The organism is Dongia mobilis (genome assembly GCF_004363235.1).
Lineage (GTDB): Bacteria > Pseudomonadota > Alphaproteobacteria > Dongiales > Dongiaceae > Dongia > Dongia mobilis.
Genome location: NZ_SNYW01000007.1, coordinates 198297 through 217775 on the forward strand (window position 1 = coordinate 198297; position 19479 = coordinate 217775).

The 19479-nt window shown below is 59.4% G+C and carries 20 protein-coding genes and 1 tRNA gene; 15 read left to right on the forward strand and 6 right to left on the reverse strand.

What is annotated here, in order from left to right; all coding sequences use genetic code 11:
* Positions 1 to 58: 58 nt before the first annotated feature.
* From A8950_RS06655 to A8950_RS06680, 6 genes are all read left to right on the forward strand, one after another.
* The gene (locus tag A8950_RS06655; RefSeq protein ID WP_133612857.1) at positions 59 to 307 is read left to right on the forward strand and encodes a ParB N-terminal domain-containing protein; all 249 of its coding nucleotides are present in this window, start codon (positions 59 to 61) and stop codon (positions 305 to 307) included.
* A gap of 20 nt (positions 308 to 327) precedes the next feature.
* Positions 328 to 756 (forward strand): cupin domain-containing protein, encoded by a 429-nt coding sequence (locus tag A8950_RS06660; protein WP_133612858.1) that lies wholly within the window; start codon positions 328 to 330, stop codon positions 754 to 756.
* Positions 757 to 1026: 270 nt separating this feature from the next.
* On the forward strand, positions 1027 to 2325 hold the full coding sequence (locus A8950_RS06665; RefSeq protein ID WP_166645029.1) for a tyrosine-type recombinase/integrase: 1299 nt from the start codon (positions 1027 to 1029) through the stop codon (positions 2323 to 2325).
* A gap of 458 nt (positions 2326 to 2783) precedes the next feature.
* Positions 2784 to 3008 carry a hypothetical protein gene (locus A8950_RS06670; RefSeq protein ID WP_133612860.1) on the forward strand — a complete coding sequence of 75 codons (225 nt, stop codon included), beginning with the start codon at positions 2784 to 2786 and terminating at the stop codon, positions 3006 to 3008.
* Between the two features lie 73 nt (positions 3009 to 3081).
* Positions 3082 to 4266 (forward strand): integrase family protein, encoded by a 1185-nt coding sequence (locus A8950_RS06675; protein WP_133612861.1) that lies wholly within the window; start codon positions 3082 to 3084, stop codon positions 4264 to 4266.
* 947 nt (positions 4267 to 5213) lie between these two features.
* On the forward strand, positions 5214 to 6482 hold the full coding sequence (locus A8950_RS06680; protein WP_133612862.1) for a DNA-methyltransferase: 1269 nt from the start codon (positions 5214 to 5216) through the stop codon (positions 6480 to 6482).
* Here A8950_RS06680 and A8950_RS06685 read toward each other — a convergent pair.
* The 3 genes from A8950_RS06685 to A8950_RS06695 all read right to left on the reverse strand — a co-directional run bounded on the left by A8950_RS06685 (position 6468) and on the right by A8950_RS06695 (position 10224).
* Positions 6468 to 7682: a hypothetical protein gene (locus A8950_RS06685; protein ID WP_133612863.1), complete on the reverse strand. Its 1215-nt coding sequence runs from the start codon at positions 7680 to 7682 to the stop codon at positions 6468 to 6470. The two genes, A8950_RS06680 and A8950_RS06685, sit on opposite strands and share 15 nt — an antisense overlap.
* Positions 7683 to 9350, reverse strand: a complete 1668-nt coding sequence (locus A8950_RS06690) for an AAA family ATPase (protein WP_133612864.1) — start codon at positions 9348 to 9350, stop codon at positions 7683 to 7685.
* 799 nt (positions 9351 to 10149) lie between these two features.
* Positions 10150 to 10224, reverse strand: a tRNA-Gly gene (locus A8950_RS06695).
* A gap of 224 nt (positions 10225 to 10448) precedes the next feature.
* Between A8950_RS06695 and A8950_RS06700 the strand changes: the two genes are divergently transcribed.
* From A8950_RS06700 to A8950_RS06725, 6 genes are all read left to right on the forward strand, one after another.
* A complete protein-coding gene (locus A8950_RS06700; RefSeq protein WP_243735552.1) occupies positions 10449 to 11045 on the forward strand; it encodes a prolyl-tRNA synthetase associated domain-containing protein in 597 nt (198 codons plus the stop codon).
* A 126-nt stretch (positions 11046 to 11171) separates the two neighbouring features.
* On the forward strand, positions 11172 to 12101 hold the full coding sequence (locus tag A8950_RS06705; protein ID WP_133612865.1) for a thioredoxin family protein: 930 nt from the start codon (positions 11172 to 11174) through the stop codon (positions 12099 to 12101).
* A gap of 22 nt (positions 12102 to 12123) precedes the next feature.
* Positions 12124 to 12831: an LON peptidase substrate-binding domain-containing protein gene (locus tag A8950_RS06710; RefSeq protein ID WP_133612866.1), complete on the forward strand. Its 708-nt coding sequence runs from the start codon at positions 12124 to 12126 to the stop codon at positions 12829 to 12831.
* A 25-nt stretch (positions 12832 to 12856) separates the two neighbouring features.
* Positions 12857 to 13051 (forward strand): Trm112 family protein, encoded by a 195-nt coding sequence (locus A8950_RS06715; RefSeq protein ID WP_133612867.1) that lies wholly within the window; start codon positions 12857 to 12859, stop codon positions 13049 to 13051.
* A gap of 1 nt (position 13052) precedes the next feature.
* Positions 13053 to 13481, forward strand: a complete 429-nt coding sequence (locus tag A8950_RS06720; RefSeq protein WP_133612868.1) for a gamma-butyrobetaine hydroxylase-like domain-containing protein — start codon at positions 13053 to 13055, stop codon at positions 13479 to 13481.
* Between the two features lie 82 nt (positions 13482 to 13563).
* On the forward strand, positions 13564 to 14253 hold the full coding sequence (locus tag A8950_RS06725) for an ArsR/SmtB family transcription factor (protein ID WP_133612869.1): 690 nt from the start codon (positions 13564 to 13566) through the stop codon (positions 14251 to 14253).
* Here the strand turns inward: A8950_RS06725 and A8950_RS06730 are convergent.
* On the reverse strand, positions 14250 to 15614 hold the full coding sequence (locus tag A8950_RS06730) for a UbiH/UbiF/VisC/COQ6 family ubiquinone biosynthesis hydroxylase (RefSeq protein WP_133612870.1): 1365 nt from the start codon (positions 15612 to 15614) through the stop codon (positions 14250 to 14252). The genes A8950_RS06725 and A8950_RS06730 overlap by 4 nt on opposite strands.
* Positions 15615 to 15845: 231 nt before the next feature.
* On the opposite strand from A8950_RS06730, the gene A8950_RS19415 reads away from it, so the two are divergent.
* From A8950_RS19415 to A8950_RS06745, 3 genes are read left to right on the forward strand one after another with little or no spacing between them, the layout of a single operon-like run.
* The gene (locus A8950_RS19415; protein WP_166645030.1) at positions 15846 to 16403 is read left to right on the forward strand and encodes a GNAT family N-acetyltransferase; all 558 of its coding nucleotides are present in this window, start codon (positions 15846 to 15848) and stop codon (positions 16401 to 16403) included.
* A gap of 9 nt (positions 16404 to 16412) precedes the next feature.
* The gene (guaA, locus tag A8950_RS06740; RefSeq protein ID WP_133612872.1) at positions 16413 to 17960 is read left to right on the forward strand and encodes a glutamine-hydrolyzing GMP synthase; all 1548 of its coding nucleotides are present in this window, start codon (positions 16413 to 16415) and stop codon (positions 17958 to 17960) included.
* 46 nt (positions 17961 to 18006) lie between these two features.
* The gene (locus tag A8950_RS06745) at positions 18007 to 18393 is read left to right on the forward strand and encodes a YciI family protein (RefSeq protein ID WP_133612873.1); all 387 of its coding nucleotides are present in this window, start codon (positions 18007 to 18009) and stop codon (positions 18391 to 18393) included.
* Between the two features lie 27 nt (positions 18394 to 18420).
* Here A8950_RS06745 and A8950_RS06750 read toward each other — a convergent pair whose 3' ends face one another.
* Together A8950_RS06750 and A8950_RS06755 are read right to left on the reverse strand one after the other, a co-directional pair.
* Positions 18421 to 18909 (reverse strand): cupin domain-containing protein, encoded by a 489-nt coding sequence (locus tag A8950_RS06750; protein ID WP_133612874.1) that lies wholly within the window; start codon positions 18907 to 18909, stop codon positions 18421 to 18423.
* A 142-nt stretch (positions 18910 to 19051) separates the two neighbouring features.
* Positions 19052 to 19444, reverse strand: a complete 393-nt coding sequence (locus tag A8950_RS06755; protein ID WP_133612875.1) for a DUF7662 domain-containing protein — start codon at positions 19442 to 19444, stop codon at positions 19052 to 19054.
* Positions 19445 to 19479 lie beyond the last annotated feature (35 nt).

Genomic DNA, 19479 nt, shown 5'->3' on the forward strand with positions numbered 1-19479 from the left:
CTAGATGCTTTGATTTCAGTTGGCTGGTATAGTCGCGCGTCGCCACGCGGGAGGGGTCATGAAAATCGTCAAGATCGGGATCGACGACATCTATGTGCCGCAGGCGCTGCGCGCCAAGGAGGTTGATGCCGCGAAGGTCGAGCGCCTCGCCCTCGACATCGCCGAGAAGGGCCTGCTCGATCCGATCCTGGTCCGCGCCGACAAGAACCGCCACGTGCTGGTCAGCGGCCGCCACCGTCTCGAAGCCATGAAGTCGCTGGGCGAGACACAGATCGCCTGCAATGTCGTGCAGCCGACCAAACGCTAGTTCACCGGGGAGAGTAAATCATGCGCAAGCTTCTGCTGGTCGCCGCCTGCCTGTATTTCGCACCGACCGTCCTTGTCCCCGCCTTGGCCGAGGAACAGCCAGCCATCAGCGTCACGCCCATCGTCACCGCCAGCGCGACTGCGACCGGCCAGCCGATCCGCATGCCGGATGGCGATCTCGAGATGGTGGCGGCCCTCTACGAGATCGCGCCGGGTGCCATCCTCCCCGAACACCGCCATCCCTATCCGCGCTACGCCTATGTGCAGCAGGGGACACTCCAGGTCGACAACACCGAAGCGGGGACAAGCGTCGTCTACAAGCCGGGCGACGTGGTGGTCGAGGCGGTCGGCCAATGGCACAAGGGCACCAATGTCGGCACCGAGCCGGTGAAGCTCCTCGTCTTCGACTTCATCGCGAAGGGCGCGAAGAATGTGGAAATGAAGGAATAAGCCGAACGCCCGGTCGGGAGGCGCGCTGGCTGAAGCTGATTTTGGGGAATGAAGAAACTGGAGCGGGCGAAGGGATTCGAACCCTCGACCCCAACCTTGGCAAAGGTGGCGTCGGCATTCTCCGGTGTTTGCTGGGATTTGATGCGTCCGCATAACATATTGACAAATAATAAAATTTCATGTTCTTTTGTTCTCTGTCGCTTGACGGCATCCCCTTGATTTCTCCGTGCCGTGGCGACTTGGTGGCGACATTATAGAGCCGGAAATGCCGTGGCAACGATCAAAATCACCAAGAGAACGGTCGATAGCCTCACCCCCCAAGACAAGCCTTACGCGGTCTATGATTCCGAACTGAAAGGTTTCGGCATCCGTGTGCAGCCATCGGGGGTCGCCTCCTATATCGTGGAATATCGGCCCGATGGCGGCGGGCGGGCGGTTGCCAAGAAGCGGATGGCAATTGGCCGAGTGGGCGAGTTGACCCCGGACAAGGCCCGCGAAATCGCCAAAGATCGGCTGTCGGAAGTGCGCCAAGGCGTTGACCCCCTCTCAGACCGGCAGACAAAGCGCCGGGAAATGAAAGTCTCGGGGCTGATCGACCTGTGGGAAGAAATTCGACCCACCGGTAAGCGAACCGGTAGACCGATGGCGGAGCGAACCCGCAGCTACACGCTGGCGAGATTGCGTCACCATGTCGTCCCCATCCTGGGCAGTAAGCGAGTCAGCGAAGTGACCGTTGACGATGTGAACGACCTTATCAGGCGAGTAACTGCTGGCGAGACGAAGCTGGATGGGGAATCCGCCAAGAAACGGGGCCGAATCCGCGTCCGGGGTGGCGAAGGTGCAGCCCGGAAGGTCGCAAGCGATCTTTCCATCATCTATGGCTTTGCCATCGAGAAGCGAATTGTTGCCATCAATCCTGTGACAGCGGCCAGAAAGCCTAAGGCCGGAAAGCGATTCGATTTCTTGCGGACCGAGGAAATCAAGGAGTTAGGTCAGGCACTCAGCGATATGGAGCAAGAGGGGGCGAATGGGGCCGGGATCACCATCCTTCGGCTGCTGTTGATCACCGGCGCGCGCCCAGCGGAGATCGAGGGCCTCCGCTGGGAGGAATTGGATTTGAAGGCGCGATGCATTCGGGTGCGGAACAGCAAAACGGGGTACTCCGTTCGACCGTTACCCCCTTCTGCTATCTCGATCCTGAAGAAGCAGAGCAGAGTTAACGATAGCCCTTATGTCTTTCCCGCCACCAGGGGCGACGGGCACTTTCTCGGCTCCAAGAAGCTCTGGAACGAGGCGCGCCGCCGCGCCAAGCTGCCTGAAAAGGTACGGTACCATGCGCGACATACTGTCGCATCTCTGGCCCTGTCCGAAGGTCATGATGTGGCATCCGTGGCGGCCATTATGGGGCACGCAAATCCGAGGACGACGCTGACTGTCTATGCCCATGTCCTCGACAAAAAAGCGACCCAGGCGGCGGATCAAGTGGGTGCCAAAATCCGCGATGCCTTGAATGGTGGGAGTAGGCGCCGCAAGAAGGCGGCTCTCAAAAAAACTTCTCCAACCTCGTGAAGAATTTTCGCGTTTGACGGTATTTACTGCCTACAGAGGCAGCTTGCCTCTGGAAACTCTACATGGAGCTTCCAGTGAATCCGGAATTTCTGACACGCGATAGAGCCGCCCAATACATCACTGAACACTTTGGCCTGCCTTGCGCCAAGAAGACGCTCGAAAAATGGGCGGTGACTGGCGGCGGGCCGAAATTCGTCCGCTGCGGCGCTCGCGTCCTTTATTCGCCTCGGGATATCGAAGTCTGGATCAGAAGTCGAACATCCGTCCCATTGGAATCCACCTCAACGCGCCCGGTTCAAGCGGAACCGCAGCACACTCATGCCGAAAATCAGGCCGTCGAGCGACGGATACGCCCCAATTGAAATTGGAAATTTGACACTACCAATAGGTGTGGTTCTATTTGAGAGTGGGCGCTTTTGTCCGCATCAAGTCTGTAACCTCAACCGAAGGAGTAGATAATGAGCAACGAACTTAATCAGAATGGCGACGACTTCATCCTGTTGCCCGCGTCGATGGGCGGTGGCGCCTTGGTGCGTCGAAGCCAAATTGCGGGCGCGCGTGCGAACGGGCCGGATGGCTCGATCGTCTATGCGATGAGTGGCCCCAGCATCTACACCACCGCAACGATTCCGCAGATCGGAAAGTATCTGAACGCAGAAGCTGTCGAACTTCGACGCGACTAGCCCAAAACCCGGTGAGCCGCCCATAACCTCATGGGCGGCTTACATTTGGGCCGATGGTATTCAGGAGAGCGACTTGTTGGCGGCACACTTTTCCCCTCTGACGAACATCTCGAACGCAGACATCCTGAGTCTGAAAATCAGGGAAAAAGAGTATCAGGTCGATATCGGAGAGCTGAGTATCGGCAATGACGAAGTTCAAGCGCGACTGCAATTGCGCGTTCGAGAGAACGGCACGAAAGCGTTTATCGTTCGATACAGAGGGTATAATGCTCGCAGACGCCGCTACGAAACCATCGGCTCAATTCACGATTATTCAATCAATGAGGCCATTAATTCCGCCTGCCAAGCCGTAGCCGCGACCTACAATGGCGATGAAGCAAGGCCGGCACGAACGAAAGAGAGTATTGCCTTTGGAGCTGCCTTCAGTCTCTACGGGCAGAGGCTTGGCCGCAAACCTTCCGAGTGGCACAAGACAGCCTGTAACCACATCCGACAACATGCTCTTCCAGGGCTTGTCGACCGTCAACTGAGATCAATATCCCGTGCCGAACTTGTTAAAATTGTCCAACATCAATCATCTATCAATAGATCATGCGGCCTGAATCTATTGAAGTCACTACGGGCATTCATGTCGTGGTGCGCGGATGAAAGATTTGTCCGGGCGAATCCTCTTTGGCGCATCCGGCTTCCTTCACCAATCCCACGAAGCAGTAGATTTCTTAGCGTCGATGAGTTGGCCGCCATTTACCTGGCCGCCGAACAGCTGGGGGCGCCCTGGCACCCAATGATCGCAATTGCCATCTCCACCAGTGAGGCAATGGAAGATATCAGACAGTTACAAGCGGATCAGATTGATTTGCTAAGGGGGATATGGCGGCGTCCCGGTCCGCGTGATGGATTGTCCTACAATGTCTATTTGAGCGGTTTAGCCCAAAATGCCCTCAGTATGCTGCCGCAACGAAATGGATGCCTCTTCGTATCGCCAAGAGAGATAAAGCGCATACGTCGTCCATGGGATGCACCCGCATCGCCGGTCTATTTTCGTGACGGTATCGTAAAGGAGTTAGTGCGGCGCAGCGAGATTAGCGGCACATGGTCGCTTCGGGATTTACGGGTTAGCGTAAAAAGGCATCTCGGCCGTATTTCCAAGACCCATCAACCTCAGTGGGCTGAATGGGCTGAAATGTTGAAGCGATCCATAGAATATCTGAAGACGGGAATGCCTCCGACAACGGAAGATGATGATGTTGTGCTTTGATGAGCGTCGTGCCTTCGACGCCGTTTGAACGCAGGGAGTTTCATCGCTGAAATGCTAATGAGTTAGCAGACCATCTGATTTCCTAGACGCGGTCACAACTGGCGCCTTGTCTATGAAATGCAGTGAAATAGAGCGAACCAAGCTGACAATAAATGCGCGATTCGAAAGAGGGAATTCGTATCTGTCAGATTCTTCTAGCCAAAAAATCTAGAAGAAACGCGAATATGCACCTCGATCTATTGCCATAGGCTCGTCAATGTCGAATCGAATTAGAAAGACAGACACGTAGTTCGGAGAGTGTTCCCGCCAAGAGTCTCTGGGAACAAGAAGTTTTTGGAATCGGGAGCACAGCAGTATGGAAGTGCGAGGGGCAGCGACCTCAACAGTCATCTGCCCGTGGCGCACTCAACTCTTACCATGACTTGCTATGGTGAATACGGCACGAGTCATTTCATGGAGTGCGAATTCGATCGTGCTGTCACTGCCCGAGGCGAGATAACTGCCTCCACTAAACTTATCAACTTAGACATCAGATGAAAAATGAACGGACAAGAGAATAAGCAAACGGAAATGAATAGAAGAGATACCGGGAAGTAACTATCACATCAAAAATTGAAAGCAGATACCGGATCGTAACGGAGCAGGAAAGCACTTTCAGGAACAGGAAAATTCAGGGTCTATCATTGAAGGAAGTAGCAGAGAAATCGGAAGTGTAGAAAAGGAAGGTGCCGTGACGAAAGTTGCGGCACTCTCCGATTGGTCAGTTTGCGAAGACACGCATTACAAGAATTTATATAGAGAGCGTCAACGATTAATTATGCCCAGTCAGAAATCAAACCCAGTGCGGGGTAAAACAAGAACATGCGGCGATTTCTTAACCGTGCTATGAGCGACAAAGAAGGGAGTGTCGTTGATTCTCCGTTGCCGGATAGAAAGGACGCAATGGAATGTCAGTGAAGGTCAGGAACCAGGTAGAAGGGTGGCCCGACATCCATCCAAGCAGCTCTCAGGTTGGTTGGGTCCGTCCCACCAGCGAGGGACCACTTAAGTTCTCCATCGAAGAAGTTTCTCCCATTGTGGGGTTGCAGCCGGCCTATGTCCGAAAGGTACTTGGGACAAAGCAGCCGATTGGATTTCAGGAGGTCGAGCGCCTCCTTCTTCTTGATGACGCGGCAGAAACATTCGTGCCAAGAAGTCGAGTGGCTGCATATCTTGAGCTTCTCGCGTCACGAAGGACAGTCGAGAAGCTGAAACCAAGCCCCATCTCGCTCGGGCAGGTAGTCTGCGGAGACGCGCATAAGCTGATACCATCGCTGGATGATGAGTCCATAGACTGCGTAGTGACCTCAAGTCCATACTGGGCCGTACGTATCTACGGGACGCCCAAAAACGTCGAATGGGCCGACGGCGAAATTTGCCCCTATGGGCACGAGCAAACACCCGAGGCGTTCATCCGGCATTCTGTTGAGATGCTTCACCTGCTAATGCCCAAACTGGCGACGACAGGATCGATATGGTGGAACGTCGGGGACACGTTCAACACTAGAACGCAAATTCGCGGAAATGCCGCAGAAACTCTTCGCGCAATGAAGGGACTAGATCGTCGAAAGTGGACTGAGCAGAATTGCCGACGCTACAGTGCCGGGCATGCGTATCTTTTCGACGGTGAGCAGTGCTTAATCCCTCAACGAATTGCAGAACGCGCCAGCCGTATTGGGTACTTAGTCAAATCCGTGATTTCTTGGAATAAAGATGGTTCAATGCCCGAACCGACCGCGTCACGTGTGACGCGATCTGTAGAACATATCATTCATCTATCGAAAGTACGAAATCCAGTGTTCGATAAAGCTGCATTTCGCACTACCCCGGCAATGCTGGGTGGGAGAAACTCTCTGTCAGAGCAAGATAAAGTAACGGACGTTTGGAACTTGCCAACATCTTCTGGCGGCAACGGGCATGGCGCACAGTTCCCATTAGCCCTGCCTGGTCGCTGTATCTCACTCTCAACGCGGAAAGACGGATTAGTTCTCGATCCTTTCGCTGGCTCAGGGACTAGCGGGGTGGCGGCCATCAAACTTGGTAGAAGGTTCGTCGGTTTCGACGTTTCTTCAGAGTACGTTGATCTCGCCAACTACAAGTTGGCTGCTGCGAGAGATACAGACAAAGCATCTTCCAGAAAGCGCCCTCCTTCGAGCAAAACGTCAATACGGGAGTGACATTGCCTCGAATTCCGATGCCGTAGCGATATGGATCGGACTATCGGTGAAGCCGCTCGTTTTGCGCTTGATCCCATCCCAGACAATCAGGAGTGCAAGCGGTGCATTTGGACCGATTATGCTGCGGAAATCTGCGACATATCCCAGCGTCTTATAGACTCCGTCGAGAATGTACCCTTGATCACGAGTGCGTTTGACCTCGACAATTAAGTACTGCATTCCCTCAGGCGCACTGATCTTCACCGTTATATCAGGTCGACGCATAGTCACGTCGATGTCGTAGTCCTCGAAAATATTCTTGTACGCGCTGGCTTTGCCCATCTCCGCAGGGACCGTTTGAAAGAAAAGTTCCGTCCTGACATCACCCCTCGCGAGTGTAAACCTCGGCCTTTTGGCTCCAATCTCACCGCCGATAAGGTAGGCATCAGTCAGCTCCCACCCCTCTTTGAGATGCAGCTCTACCAAGGTCAGAAGGGTCCAGACCTCAAACAAGTCGTCAAGGTTCTCGGGAGCCATTTGGCGCTGCTTCAGAAGGTTCCGAAGCAGGTTCTCATTTGCAAGTTCGACGAGATGCACATACATGTCGAACAGACGCACCGCCGAGATGACGTCGGGGCGACGACTTTTGCGAAGTGGGGCAACCTCGCGCCCATCAAGCTGGGACGGCGTCCGCACACCCCGTCCTCTCAAGATGGCGTGATTGCGTCGAGCAATCACGCCTCCATCAGCAATTTGAGTTAACGCGAAATCGGGGACCTTGCGCTTCCCCAGCCAGTCAGCATTTTCGCTGATTTTTGACAGCAGATATGCGAACAACCTCGCCGCGGGGCTATCACTGGTACGTTCGATAGGCCGTGTCACGAACCTCGTGGGGTCTCCCGCCGACTGCGTACGCTTGGCATAAGTCCGAAGCCAATCTACGCGTCCCCTGGGCATTCCGCGGCGATCCTCCACGACATGTTCCGTGGTCGTAGGTGTCAGTCGTACAAAAGCTGGCACGTGCTCAGCCAGAAAGTGAGACGCCTCTTCACTCAGCGCAAAATGCAGCCGCCGAAGAAGATCGAATTCGCCGCGCGGCAAACAAGCAAAAGCGGCAAGTATGTCAGAAGGCCGATAGGATGCGGAAAATCTCCTGAGAACAAGCCAGCCGAGCCGGGAAACCCCGTCTAGAACTCGCTGGAAATCGTCATCGGTCCACAACTAAAAGACATCCTTAAATGTGCTTCGGAGGCGTGCTCGCTCAGCAGGATTTTCGATCAGATCGATCAAGCCCGCTTCGACCGACTGGAGTGATTCACGATCCAATCCGTCTAGTTGCGGCAGCACGTATGCGATAACGGCATCCGTGAATGATGCCTCTTCGGAAAATTCGCCGCTCGCACCAATTGAGTGCTTGGTCCGCATTTCCATGTAGTCAACGAGATCGCTCCATATCGCAGGCCCAAGAGGTCGAACATCTGACATAACCGCGATCAACTTGGACACCAAATTGAGTTCGATTGGAGCGAGACCGCGCCCCTCAATCCACTCTATCAGTTCGGCCTGCTCTGGGATGCCAACATGAACGACAGCAAAACGACGTACAAATGCGGCTGATAATTGGAAAAGCAAGTTGCGATCAAAGGTGTTCATCGTGGCGATGATCCGCCAATCCCGTCCCAACACGTACGATCCGGTATCCTTGTCAAAGCCAGATTGAGCAGAGTTTCGGTCGAAAACCAGCTGTACGTTTTTGCCATCTCCTGCCTTGTAAGGCATTGTCACACTGTGGCCGGATAGGACAGTGAAGAGTTGTCCAAACGCTTTGTCGACGTCAGCTCGATTTAACTCGTCGATGACTAGCCATTTGTTCTCACGGAGAGCTTGCAAGAAGAGCCCTTCCTGAAACTGAAGCTCCGCGCTGTCTGGCTTCGGCATGTAACCGCCAAGCGTGTCAAATGTCGTCCAATCAGCGGTGGCCGTTGTGAAGATGTGCCCTTTAGAATGCGGAAATGAGAACGCGCTAGAGAACCTCTCGCTCACTTGGGCCAGCTTGCCAGCAAGGGTCGATTTTCCAGTGCCGGGCGGGCCAGTCAGGATGATGTGCTTGCCTGCACGTAGGAGTGTTGCCAGCTGTCGCAACAGTGCCTCGGGCAAAATGAGGCTGTCTCGTAAAAATTCGATGAGGTCTTCGGGTAAGTCTTCTATGACACTCTCAACCCCCTTTTGGTTTGACGGCTGTTCTTCAGAGGGCGCAATTTCCATCAGATGAGTTACCAGAGCGTCTTTGACCAACGGTTCATCCGCAAAGAATGGTTGTGGAACATCCCCATGGGCGCTGAAGAACGACGAACGTTCATCAGAGCTGAGCTGATACTCTGTTGCAAACTTCTCGACCACTTCCTCAACCGTTATGTCGTCCGGCAGAGTGTCATAGCGAAGAGCCCACGCCGCTAATGCTTCAAGCGGCACCTGAAGCGGCTTGTTTTTGGACCGCCGAAGTTGCTGTTGAACTGCGTCTATATAGTCGGTGCCGAGCGATAGCGTCATCCCGATGCCGGGGCGATGCGCAGTCAGGATACTCGCAAAGGTCTTGCTTCGGTCCAACGTCGAATAGGTACCGGATCGTGGGTATCCTTCATGCCTCCACTGGGCTACGAACGGGTTGAAGAACACATGATCTTTATCGACAACGGAACCATCGCTTTTTAGGATGCCCATCAGCCGTTTTGCGGACGGCTCTGTCGACTTAGTGTTGATTGTCACCGGGTTGCCCGGCCCCAAGCCATCGCGCTTCAGCAGCAAGAAATCGACGAACAGTCCGTTGCAGCTGTCCTTCAGTTGCGCGAGTGCCCATTTCAGTGTGTCAATTGTTACGTATCTCGACATTTCGACTCACTCGTTAGGGATGCACAAAGACCTAAGCCGTTAAAGCCATTGGCAGCATTGTTAGGAAGCCTCCGAGTCGCTGCAATAGTGGCGCTTACGGCGGCGTTTGTTTTCTTCATCTAGTCAGTATGGAGATTGCTTTGGAGCGCGCCGGTCATGGGCGGATGGTTTAGCGACTACTTCTCTGACTTGAATAGGACGTGGGAAATCGAAGCCCTCTACAATCGGCCCGCAATACGTCCAATTGCAAAAGCTGCCGCTGATAAGGAAGTAAACCTTGCAATTGTCTTTCGGAACCCGTCTGCGCGTCCGGGCCTGCAATCGACCAAATTCACCGGGAAAATCGAGCAGACTCGGTATGTAGGCCAGTTGGAAATACAGCCAAACGCGTTAGCGCCATTGCGAAAGTCGAGGACAATTTCATTTGAGTTCTTTCGGGGCAACGGATGATCATCCCAAACGTCTTGCTTGGCTATTCCGGCAAGAAAACAAGGAAGTTGGCAAATTTGATAAAGATAATTTCTTGAGCGCAGCCCTGTCAGAAGTGGGAAGCGCAGACTTTATTGGAACAAACGCTCTTGGCGCCGTGGCCTGAATGCGGCTGGAGAAACAAAATCGCGCAAAGATAGCAGCTAAGGCCGGCTATTCTATTGCTTTTCGCGAATGAGTAACGCCGGCGGTGGCAACAATCCGCAGGGTAAAGTTGTTGTATCCGTGGCGACATAGTGGCGACACGGCATAAAACGAAAAAGCCGCCCTGCGGCGGCTTCTCGTAACTATCTGATCTAAAATATCAAACTGGAGCGGGCGAAGGGATTCGAACCCTCGACCCCAACCTTGGCAAGGTTGTGCTCTACCCCTGAGCTACGCCCGCACTCCGTTTCGGCATCAGGCGGCGCGGCAATGCGCGCTGGGTGGCCTGAGCGGGGCGCATCATACGCATCGCGACCGCATTTGCAAGCTCTGTAATTATTTAATCTTTCCAAGTGATTGGCGCCAAAACGGCGATTCGCGGGGCGGGTGCCGACCGGCCGTTATTGCCCTCTGCGCCTGCCCCGGCTATACCCGGCGCCGGTTTTGTTAACGAGGTTTCGCGAAATGACGGACATGGCCGCCGAGACTGCCCCCGCTCCCAAGCCTGAGGACCGCGCCGCCCAGATCGCAGCCGCGATCGCGGCCCAGGCGCAGATCCCGACCAGCCCGGACCAGCTTTTCGCCCGCCTGGCGGAGCTTGGCATTGCGACCCGCACCGTCGATCACGACCCGGTCTTCACCGTCGAGGAAAGCCGGCACTTACGCGGCGAACTGCCCGGCGCCCATATCAAGAACCTGTTCCTGCGCAACCGGAAGGAAGAGATGTGGCTGGTGACGGTGGAGGAGGAGCGGCGCATCGATTTGAAAGCCCTCGGCCAGAAGCTGACCGGCACCACCGGCGGCGACGCCAAGCTTTCCTTCGGCTCGGCCGAGCGCCTCATGCAGTATCTTGGCGTGGTGCCCGGCGCCGTGACGCCCTTTGCCGTCATCAACGACAAGGCGGGCAAGGTGAAGATGGTGCTCGACCGGCATCTGACCGAAATCGACCCGGTCAACGCGCATCCGCTGGTCAATTACAAATCGACCGCGATCGCGCCGGCCGACCTCGTCAAATTCCTCGAGGCCGAGGGGCACAAGCCCCAGATCCTGGATCTGGACTAGTGCCTTGATTCCGGGCGGAAATCCCGGGGAGCATCGGCCGCCGGCCCGGTTTAGGCGCTTGAAGCGGGACGGGAAAAGGCCCATCTATACGTCCAAATCGCGACCATATTGCAGGAGTTCGGGGTAATGGATCAGTTGATTGGCGCGGCACCGGGCGCCGCCGGCGGGGTGCCGGCGGATCTCGTCAAGGACGCGACGCAGAACACCTTCAAGGCCGATGTCATCGACGCCTCGATGCAGGTGCCGGTGATCGTCGATTTCTGGGCGCCCTGGTGCGGACCCTGCAAGCAGTTGGGTCCTCTCCTCGAGAAGGTGGTCAAGGAAGCGCGCGGCGCCGTGCGCATGGTCAAGATCAATGTCGACGAGAACCAGGCCCTCGCCGGGCAGATGCGCATCCAGTCGATCCCGGCGGTCTATGCCTTTTTCCAGGGCCGCCCGGTGGACGGTTTCCAGGGGCTGCAGCCGGAAGGCCAGTTGAAGGCCTTTGTCGGCCGCCTGGCGCAGCTCGGCGGCGGTGGCGGTCCCTCGCCGATCGACGACGCGCTGGAACAGGCCGACGCCGCCCATGCCGAGGGCGATCATGCGACCGCGACCGAGATCTATGGTCAGATCCTGGAGCACGAGCCGGAGAATCTGAAGGCCATCGCCGGCATCGTGCGCTGCCTGATTGCCCTGGGTGAGGTGGAGCAGGCCGCCGAATTCCTCGGCCGTACGCCCAAGGGCAAGGAGAACGATGCCGCCATCGCCGGCGCCCGTGCCCAGCTCGAGGTGGCGCAGGCCGGCGCGAAGGCGGCCGGCCAGGCAGATGCCCTGCGCGCCCGGGTTGATGCCAATCCGAAGGATTTCGAGGCGCGGCACGAGCTGGCCCAGGCGCTCTTCGCCGGCGGCGACCGCGAGGGTGCCATCGACCAGCTGCTCGAGATCGTGCGCGTCAACCGCGCCTGGAACGAGGAAGCGGCCCGGAAACAGCTCGTCACCTTCTTCGAGGCGATGGGCCCCACCGACCCGCTCACCCTGAGCGGCCGGCGGCGCCTTTCTTCGCTCCTCTTCTCGTAACCTGGCAAGGCAAGAGGCATCCATGCGCCCCGGTCCCGGTTCGCTCGGTCCATTCGATCCCGGCTTCGCCGATCTGCCGAAGGATCTGCCGATCTTTCCGCTGACCAATGCGCTGCTGCTGCCGGGCGGGCGCCTGCCGCTCAACATCTTCGAGAAGCGCTATCTCGCCATGGTGCGGGCGGCCTTGCTGCGGCCGGACCGTCTCATCGGCATGGTGCAGCCGATGGAGCCCGGCGCCGACAAGGTGCTGCCGGCCGATGTCGGTGCCGCCGATTACCGGCCGCCGGTGCACGATATCGGTTGCGCCGGCCGTATCGTCTCCTTCGAGGAGACGCCGGACGGACGCTACCAGATCGTGCTCTCCGGCCTCATCCGCTTCCGCATCGCCGAGGAATTGCCGAGCGACCGCCAGGGCTTCCGCCGCGTGGTACCGGATTGGACCTCGTTTTCCCACGACATGGCTGAACACGAGTTCCAGCTGGCCGACCGGCCGCGCTTCCTCTCGGTCGTGCAGGAATATCTGAAGACGCGCCAGGCGCGGCTGGACTGGAAGGGGATCGAGGAAGTGGCTGATGACGACCTCGTCATCGCCATGGCGCAGATGTCGCCGCTGGAGCCTGAGGAAAAGCAGTCGCTGCTGGAATGCGCCGATCTTGATGCCGTGGCCGAGATGATGACCGCGATGTTCGAGGTGCACAGCGCCACCGATGGCGAGCACCGGCTGCATTGACGGTGCTGACGGAAGGGGTGAGGGCATGAGCGAACTCGAGACGGGGATCGATCCCAAGCTGCTGGAGATCCTGGTCTGCCCGGTGAGCAAGACGACACTGGTTTATGACCGCCAGCGCCAGGAACTGGTGAGCAAGGCGGCGGGCTTGGCCTATCCCATCCGCGACGGCATCCCGATCATGCTGGTCGACGAGGCGCGGCCGCTCGATATCGAGGAATGATGTGAGCGACAATTTCGGCACCGAACACTGGCCGGTCGAGATCCGCCACATCCAGGCGGAAAAGCGCCTCGAGATCGCCTTCGATGACGGGCGGACCTTCTCCTACCCGGCCGAATTGCTGCGCGTGGAGAGCCCCTCGGCCGAGGTACAGGGCCATGGGCCGGGGCAGAAGACCATCGTCGCCGGACGCCAGCATGTGGGCATTCTGAAGATTGAGCCGGTCGGCCATTACGCCATCCGTCTAGAATTCGACGATCTCCACGATACCGGCATCTATTCGTGGCGCTATCTCTACGAACTGGGCGTCAACCAGGATAAGATCTGGGCGGATTACCTCGCCGGCCTCGAGGCCCAGGGCCTCAGCCGCGACCCCAAGACCGCCAGGGTGCCCGTCCACACGCACCATTCCGGCTGCGGCCACAAGCACTGACCTCCCGACCACCCTTCGATCGCCATCGAAGCATGCCGGCGGCTGTTGCGCTAGGATGCCGCCATGGCAAAGGAGGCGGCAGATGCGCAGCGGTCCCGACATCGCCCGGGTGGCGGCCCTCATCGGCGATCCGGCACGGGCCAATATCCTGGAGGCGCTGATGGCCGGGAAGGCGCTGACCAGCGGGGAATTGGCAAATGAGGCCGGTATCACCCCGGCGACGGCCAGCACCCATCTCGGCAAGCTGGAAGCGGCGGGCCTCATCGCGGTGGCGCAGCAGGGGCGGCATCGCTATTGGCGCCTCGCCCATCATGAGGTGGCCGAGATGCTGGAAACCCTCTCCGGCCTTGCCGCGCGCAGCGGGCATCTGCGCACTCGCACCGGGCCGAAGGAACCGGCCCTCAGGAAGGCGCGCATCTGCTACGACCATCTCGCCGGCGCATACGGCGTCATGCTCTACGCGGCGCTGCAGCGGCGCCAGGCCTTCATCGTCGATGGTGCGGGCATCGATCTCGCGCCCAAGGGCCGTGAATTCTGCAACGAATTCGGCATCGACCTCGCGCCACTGACCGCCGCGCGGCGGCCGCTCTGCCGCGATTGCCTCGACTGGAGCGAGCGCAGGAGCCATCTGGCCGGTGGCCTTGGCGCGGCCCTGCTCGCGCGGATCCAGGACCTCGGCTGGGCGCGGCGCGCGCCGGACAGCCGCGTCATCGCCTTCACCCCACCGGGCGAGCGGGCATTTCTGAAGGCATTCGGCGGGGATGCCGGCTAGAGCCGCTCGCCCCGCACCAGGCGCGGCAGGTCGCCGACGATGCCCATGGCGTGGCGCATGGCGAGGCGCTTCAGGGGTTTCGCCTTGTTGAACAGGAAAAAGCCGAGATCGCGGGCGAGGCGCAGCGGCGGCAGGTCGTTGGAGAAGAGGCGTGTCAGTCCGTCCGTCACCAGCACCATGGCGAGATTGTCGAAGCGGCGCCAGCGCGCATAGCCCTCCAGCACGCCGAGGCTGGCATAATCGAGGCCGAGGCGGTGCGCATCGACGATCACCTCGGCGAGGGCTGCCACATCGCGCACCCCCATGTTGAAGCCCTGGCCGGCGATGGGGTGCATGCCATGGGCGGCGTCGCCGGCCAGCGCCAGGCCCTCCCGCACATAGGTGTCGGCCAGCACCAGTTTGAGGGGATAGGTGAAGCGGGGGCCGATCGGAATCACCCGGCCCAGCGTGTCGCCGAAGCGGCGCATGATCTCTTGGCCCAGTTCCGCATCGGACAATTTCAGCAGCAGCGGAATGACGCGCGCATCCTCGGTCCAGACGATCGAGGAACGGTGGCGCCGCTTTCCCGCCGCATCGACATTATCTGTCATCGGCAGCATGGCGAAGGGGCCGATGGGCAGGAAATGCTCGTGCGCGACGCCCTCATGCGGCAATTCGTGGGTCACCGTGCAGACGATGGCGGCATGATTGTAGCCAAGCTCGCGGGCGCCGATTCCGGCCATGCGCCGCAGCGCCGATTGCCGTCCGTCCGCGGCGATGACCAGGCGCGCGCTGACCCGCCGCCCGTCGGCCAGATGCACGATGCGCCGTTCGGCGCCGAGGTCAAGTTCGACCACTTGCGCCGCACTGAGATGGGTGAGGTTGTCGCATTGGCCGAGGCGCCGGAGCAGGCCGCGCCGCACCGCCCGGTTCTCGATGATCCAGCCGAAGGGCGGCTGGTCATGGCCCCTGGCCCCCGGCACCGAGCCCGGCGGCAGGTCCATGAAGCTGTAATGCACGAAGAACGGGCTGGCGATACCGCGATCACCGCCCTTGACGTGCCAGGCGCCGTCCGAGACGCGGATGTCGCGAATCGGCTCGGCCTCGGGCGCGATGAAATCCCAGGCGCCGATCCCGTGCAGCACCTGCTGCGAGCCATAGGCGATGGCCGATGAGCGGCCGTCAAAGGCCTCGCCTGTCAGGTCGGGCAGTTTCTCCGCCTCGATCAGGCAGGTTTCGATGCCGTTGGAGGCGAGGGCGGCGGCCAGCGCCATGCCGACCATGCCGCCGCCCACGATGGCTACTTCGGAATGGATTTCTTCGCTTGCGCTTTCGCCGGGTCCGGCGACCGAAAGCGCCTTATCGGCTTTTGGGTCAACCATTTGCGGTTGGGGGGTGGGGGTTGCAGAAGACGCAGTCATGACGCCCACAATCCCGGTTTACGCCCCGACTGTCCAGCGGCTATAAGGCCGCATGAAAGCCCCCGACTGGAACCAGAGCGCTGCGGATTACGCCCGGCACAGGGCTGGATTCCCGGGCTTGGCGTGGCAATTCTGGACCCGCCCCGGCCGCGGCTTTCCAACCCCCCGCTTTGTCGCCCTGGAGGTGCGCGCATGAAGATCCGCCGTGCCGCCCCGGCCGATCTAGACGCCATCATGGAGATCCACCTGAAGGGCTGGCTGCTGGCCTATGACCAGTTCCTGTCGGAGGAACAGATCGGCGAGATGCGCCCCGCGAAGCGCCGCCCGGTCTGGGAAAAACTTCTCGCCGACCCCAGCGCCCTCATCCTGGTGGGGGCGGTGGGCGAGGCGATCGACGGATTCCTGTTGGGCGGCCCGGTCAAGGAACACGAGATCACGGAAGGCTCGCTCTTCGGCTTCGATTGCGAGATCTATTCGCTCCACTGCCGGAAAGAGGTACAGGGCCAGGGCCTGGGCCGCGGCCTCATCGCCGCCGCCGCCGCGCATTGGCGCGGCGAGGGGCGGCGCGCCCTCGTACTCTGGGCCTATGCCGACAATGCGTGGCGCCGCTTCTACGAGAAGATCGGCGGCAAGGTGGTGGCGCACGGCCTCGACGACGGCGTCCCCGACGTCGCCTATGGCTGGCGCGATCTCGCTCCCCTCATCGACAACAAATCCGCGCGCATCGCGCCAAAGCCGCTCGTCTTCTAAGGAGTCACGATGACCGACCGCATTCTCATTCTCGATTTCGGCTCGCAGGTGACGCAGCTGATCGCGCGGCGCGTGCGCGAGACCGGGGTCTATTGCGAGATCTTCCCCTTCAACACGGACCCCGCCCGCATCAAGGATTTTGACCCCAAGGGCATCATCCTCTCCGGCTCGCCGCATTCGGTGACGACCGAGGACGGGCCGCGCGCCCCCGACATTGTCTGGGAATCGAAGCTGCCGGTCTTCGGCATCTGCTATGGCGAACAGACCATGTGCCAGCAACTGGGCGGCAAGGTCGAAGGCTCCGACCACCGCGAATTCGGCCGCGCCCTCATCACGGTCAAGCAGGAAACGCCGCTCTTCGAGGGTGTCTGGAAGCCGGGCGGCGAATACCAGGTCTGGATGAGCCATGGCGACCGCGTCGTCAGCCTTCCGGCGGGCTTCGAGGTGGTGGCCGTTTCCGACGGTGCCCCCTTTGCCGCCATCGCCAACGTCAAGGACAAGCGCTATGCCGTGCAGTTCCACCCGGAGGTGGTGCACACGCCGGACGGCGCCAGATTGATCGCGAACTTCGTCCACAATGTCGCCGGCTGCAAGGGCGACTGGACCATGGCGGCCTTCCGCGATGCCGAGATCGCGAAGATCCGCCAACAGGTGGGCAAGGGCCGCGTCATCTGCGGCCTTTCCGGCGGTGTCGATTCATCGGTGGCGGCGGTCCTCATCCACCAGGCCATCGGCGACCAGCTCACCTGCATCTTCGTCGATCACGGTTTGCTGCGCGGCGGCGAGGCCGAGCAGGTGGTGGCCCTCTTCCGCGACCATTACAACATCCCGCTGGTGCATCGCGACGCCAGCGATCTGTTCCTGGGCGAACTTGCCGGCGTCTCCGACCCCGAGGTGAAGCGCAAGACCATCGGCCGCCTCTTCATCGAGGTGTTCGAGGAGGAGGCGAAGAAACTGGGTGGCGCCGATTTCCTGGCGCAAGGCACCCTCTACCCCGACGTGATCGAGAGTGTCAGCTTCACCGGCGGCCCCAGCGTCACCATCAAGAGCCATCACAATGTCGGCGGCCTGCCCGAGCGCATGCGCATGAAGCTGGTGGAACCCCTGCGCGAGCTCTTCAAGGACGAGGTCAGGGCGCTGGGCCGCGAGCTGGGCCTCCCTGAAAAGATGATCCGCCGCCATCCCTTCCCGGGGCCGGGCCTCGCCATCCGCATCCCCGGCGACATCACCCGCGAGAAATGCGAAATCCTTAGGAAGGCCGATGCGATCTATCTCGACGAGATCGACCGGGCCGGCCTCTATGACAAGATCTGGCAGGCCTTCGCCGTGCTCCTCCCCGTGCGCACGGTCGGCGTCATGGGCGACGGCCGCACCTATGATTATGTCTGTGCGCTGCGCGCCGTCACCTCGACCGACGGCATGACCGCCGACTTCTATCCCTTCGAGCCGCAATTCCTGGGCCGTGTGGCCACCCGCATCGTCAACGAGGTGCGCGGCATCAACCGCGTCGTCTACGACTACACTTCGAAACCGCCCGGAACCATCGAGTGGGAGTGAGGGGATAGAATCGGCAGCAGGTGTTTCGCGTGCAGGGAGGCGTGCAATGCGGGTGATGGTGTTGGTGAAGGCGACCGTGGACAGTGAGAAGGGTTTCGTCCCCTCGCCTGAATCTATGGTCGCGATGGAGGCGATGGGCCGCTTCAATGATGAACTGCGTGCGGCCGGCATCCTGCGCGATGCCGGTGGCCTCAAGCCCTCATCTTACGGGAAGCGCATCGCCTTCGACGGCGCCAGCCGCACGGTGATCGACGGCCCCTTCGCCGCCACCAGCGAATTGGTCGCCGGCTACTGGATCTGGGAGGTCAAGGACATGGCCGAGGCAGTTGCCTGGGTAAAGCGCTGCCCCAATCCCATGCCGGGGCCGAGCGAGATTGAAATCCGACCCTTCTACGAGCGGGCCGATTGGCAGCCGGATTCCGGCAAGGCTTGAATCCGCCGTAGGAAACGGCGACCCCTCTCATTCATTCCTCTCGCGGTCGTAATAATCGACCGTGTTCTCCGCCCGCACGATCTTGCGAAAGCCGGGCGAGGCCCGCCCGCCGGTCACCACCGAAAACTTGCCCGAATCCGGATACTCGCAGACATCGATGTTCTTGATGGTCGAGACGGCGAGATAGCGCATCGTCACCTTGCCCGTATTGACGATCTGGTGCGCCACCTCCGGCCCGCCGGTGGGGCAGGCGATGACATCGAAGGCGCGGATCGGATAGCGCTGATCCCCGAACCGCAACTCCCCCTCGCCCTCCAGGATCAGGAACATCTCCTCCTCGCCGCGATGGGAATGGAACGGGCACTGCACCTTCCCGGGCGGAACGACGGTGAGGTTATAGCCCAAATCCCGCGCCCCGATATGCGCCGCGATCTGCGCGCGGGATGAGGTGTAGATGCCGTTCTCCTCGACATCGTCGAAGACGGCATCGGCGAGATTCATGATGGGCTTGGGCATGGGTTACCTCCAATGCACTGGATTGCAGCCGTGCGTCGACGCCTGTTCACGACGCGTCAAACCGCATTGTTCGCGATTAGAATTGTGAAGGGAAGCACTCTGCCGATTCTGTGGCATGTGTGGCGCCACTCGGGGCGGCGCATCATCCCTTGATCGTAATCTCGATATTTTCGGGTGCGATTCCAAAAAATGTGGCGAGCCCAGCCTTCGCCTCGGCAATCGTCAGGCCGTTGCGCTTTCCTTTGGCGACACCATCGTGCGAACCGGCTTTATCCGGGCGATTGTCCTTTTCGCGATAGAACGTGACCTGCTGCTTTGCGATATCGAGTTCGCCGGTTCGCCACCCCGCCATTTTCCAGGATGCACTCTGTGAATGCCCTTCGCCGGTTTGGTTGGACCACCAAGCCTGATAGAGATAGGCGCTGCGCGGCAGCGCACTGCCGACGACAGATTCAACTTCCTTGAAACTGGCGGTCCACCGGTCACCTTTATAGGCAACCAAGTAATTGGAAAGATTCATATATTTTGACATCATGTCTCTGCTGAATGATTGGCGGCAGAACTATTATA

Bases quoted from the DNA above. Each gene is read 5' to 3' on its own strand.
- A8950_RS06655 (WP_133612857.1), top strand. From the start codon at position 59: ATGAAAATCGTCAAGATCGGGATCGACGACATCTATGTGCCGCAGGCG.
- A8950_RS06660 (WP_133612858.1), top strand. From the start codon at position 328: ATGCGCAAGCTTCTGCTGGTCGCCGCCTGCCTGTATTTCGCACCGACC.
- A8950_RS06670 (WP_133612860.1), top strand. From the start codon at position 2,784: ATGAGCAACGAACTTAATCAGAATGGCGACGACTTCATCCTGTTGCCC.
- A8950_RS06680 (WP_133612862.1), top strand. From the start codon at position 5,214: ATGTCAGTGAAGGTCAGGAACCAGGTAGAAGGGTGGCCCGACATCCAT.
- A8950_RS06690 (WP_133612864.1), bottom strand. From the start codon at position 9,350: ATGTCGAGATACGTAACAATTGACACACTGAAATGGGCACTCGCGCAA.
- A8950_RS06700 (WP_243735552.1), top strand. From the start codon at position 10,449: ATGACGGACATGGCCGCCGAGACTGCCCCCGCTCCCAAGCCTGAGGAC.
- A8950_RS06705 (WP_133612865.1), top strand. From the start codon at position 11,172: ATGGATCAGTTGATTGGCGCGGCACCGGGCGCCGCCGGCGGGGTGCCG.
- A8950_RS06710 (WP_133612866.1), top strand. From the start codon at position 12,124: ATGCGCCCCGGTCCCGGTTCGCTCGGTCCATTCGATCCCGGCTTCGCC.
- A8950_RS06715 (WP_133612867.1), top strand. From the start codon at position 12,857: ATGAGCGAACTCGAGACGGGGATCGATCCCAAGCTGCTGGAGATCCTG.
- A8950_RS06725 (WP_133612869.1), top strand. From the start codon at position 13,564: ATGCGCAGCGGTCCCGACATCGCCCGGGTGGCGGCCCTCATCGGCGAT.
- A8950_RS06730 (WP_133612870.1), bottom strand. From the start codon at position 15,614: ATGGTTGACCCAAAAGCCGATAAGGCGCTTTCGGTCGCCGGACCCGGC.
- A8950_RS19415 (WP_166645030.1), top strand. From the start codon at position 15,846: ATGAAGATCCGCCGTGCCGCCCCGGCCGATCTAGACGCCATCATGGAG.
- guaA (WP_133612872.1), top strand. From the start codon at position 16,413: ATGACCGACCGCATTCTCATTCTCGATTTCGGCTCGCAGGTGACGCAG.
- A8950_RS06745 (WP_133612873.1), top strand. From the start codon at position 18,007: ATGCGGGTGATGGTGTTGGTGAAGGCGACCGTGGACAGTGAGAAGGGT.
- A8950_RS06750 (WP_133612874.1), bottom strand. From the start codon at position 18,909: ATGCCCAAGCCCATCATGAATCTCGCCGATGCCGTCTTCGACGATGTC.
- A8950_RS06755 (WP_133612875.1), bottom strand. From the start codon at position 19,444: ATGATGTCAAAATATATGAATCTTTCCAATTACTTGGTTGCCTATAAA.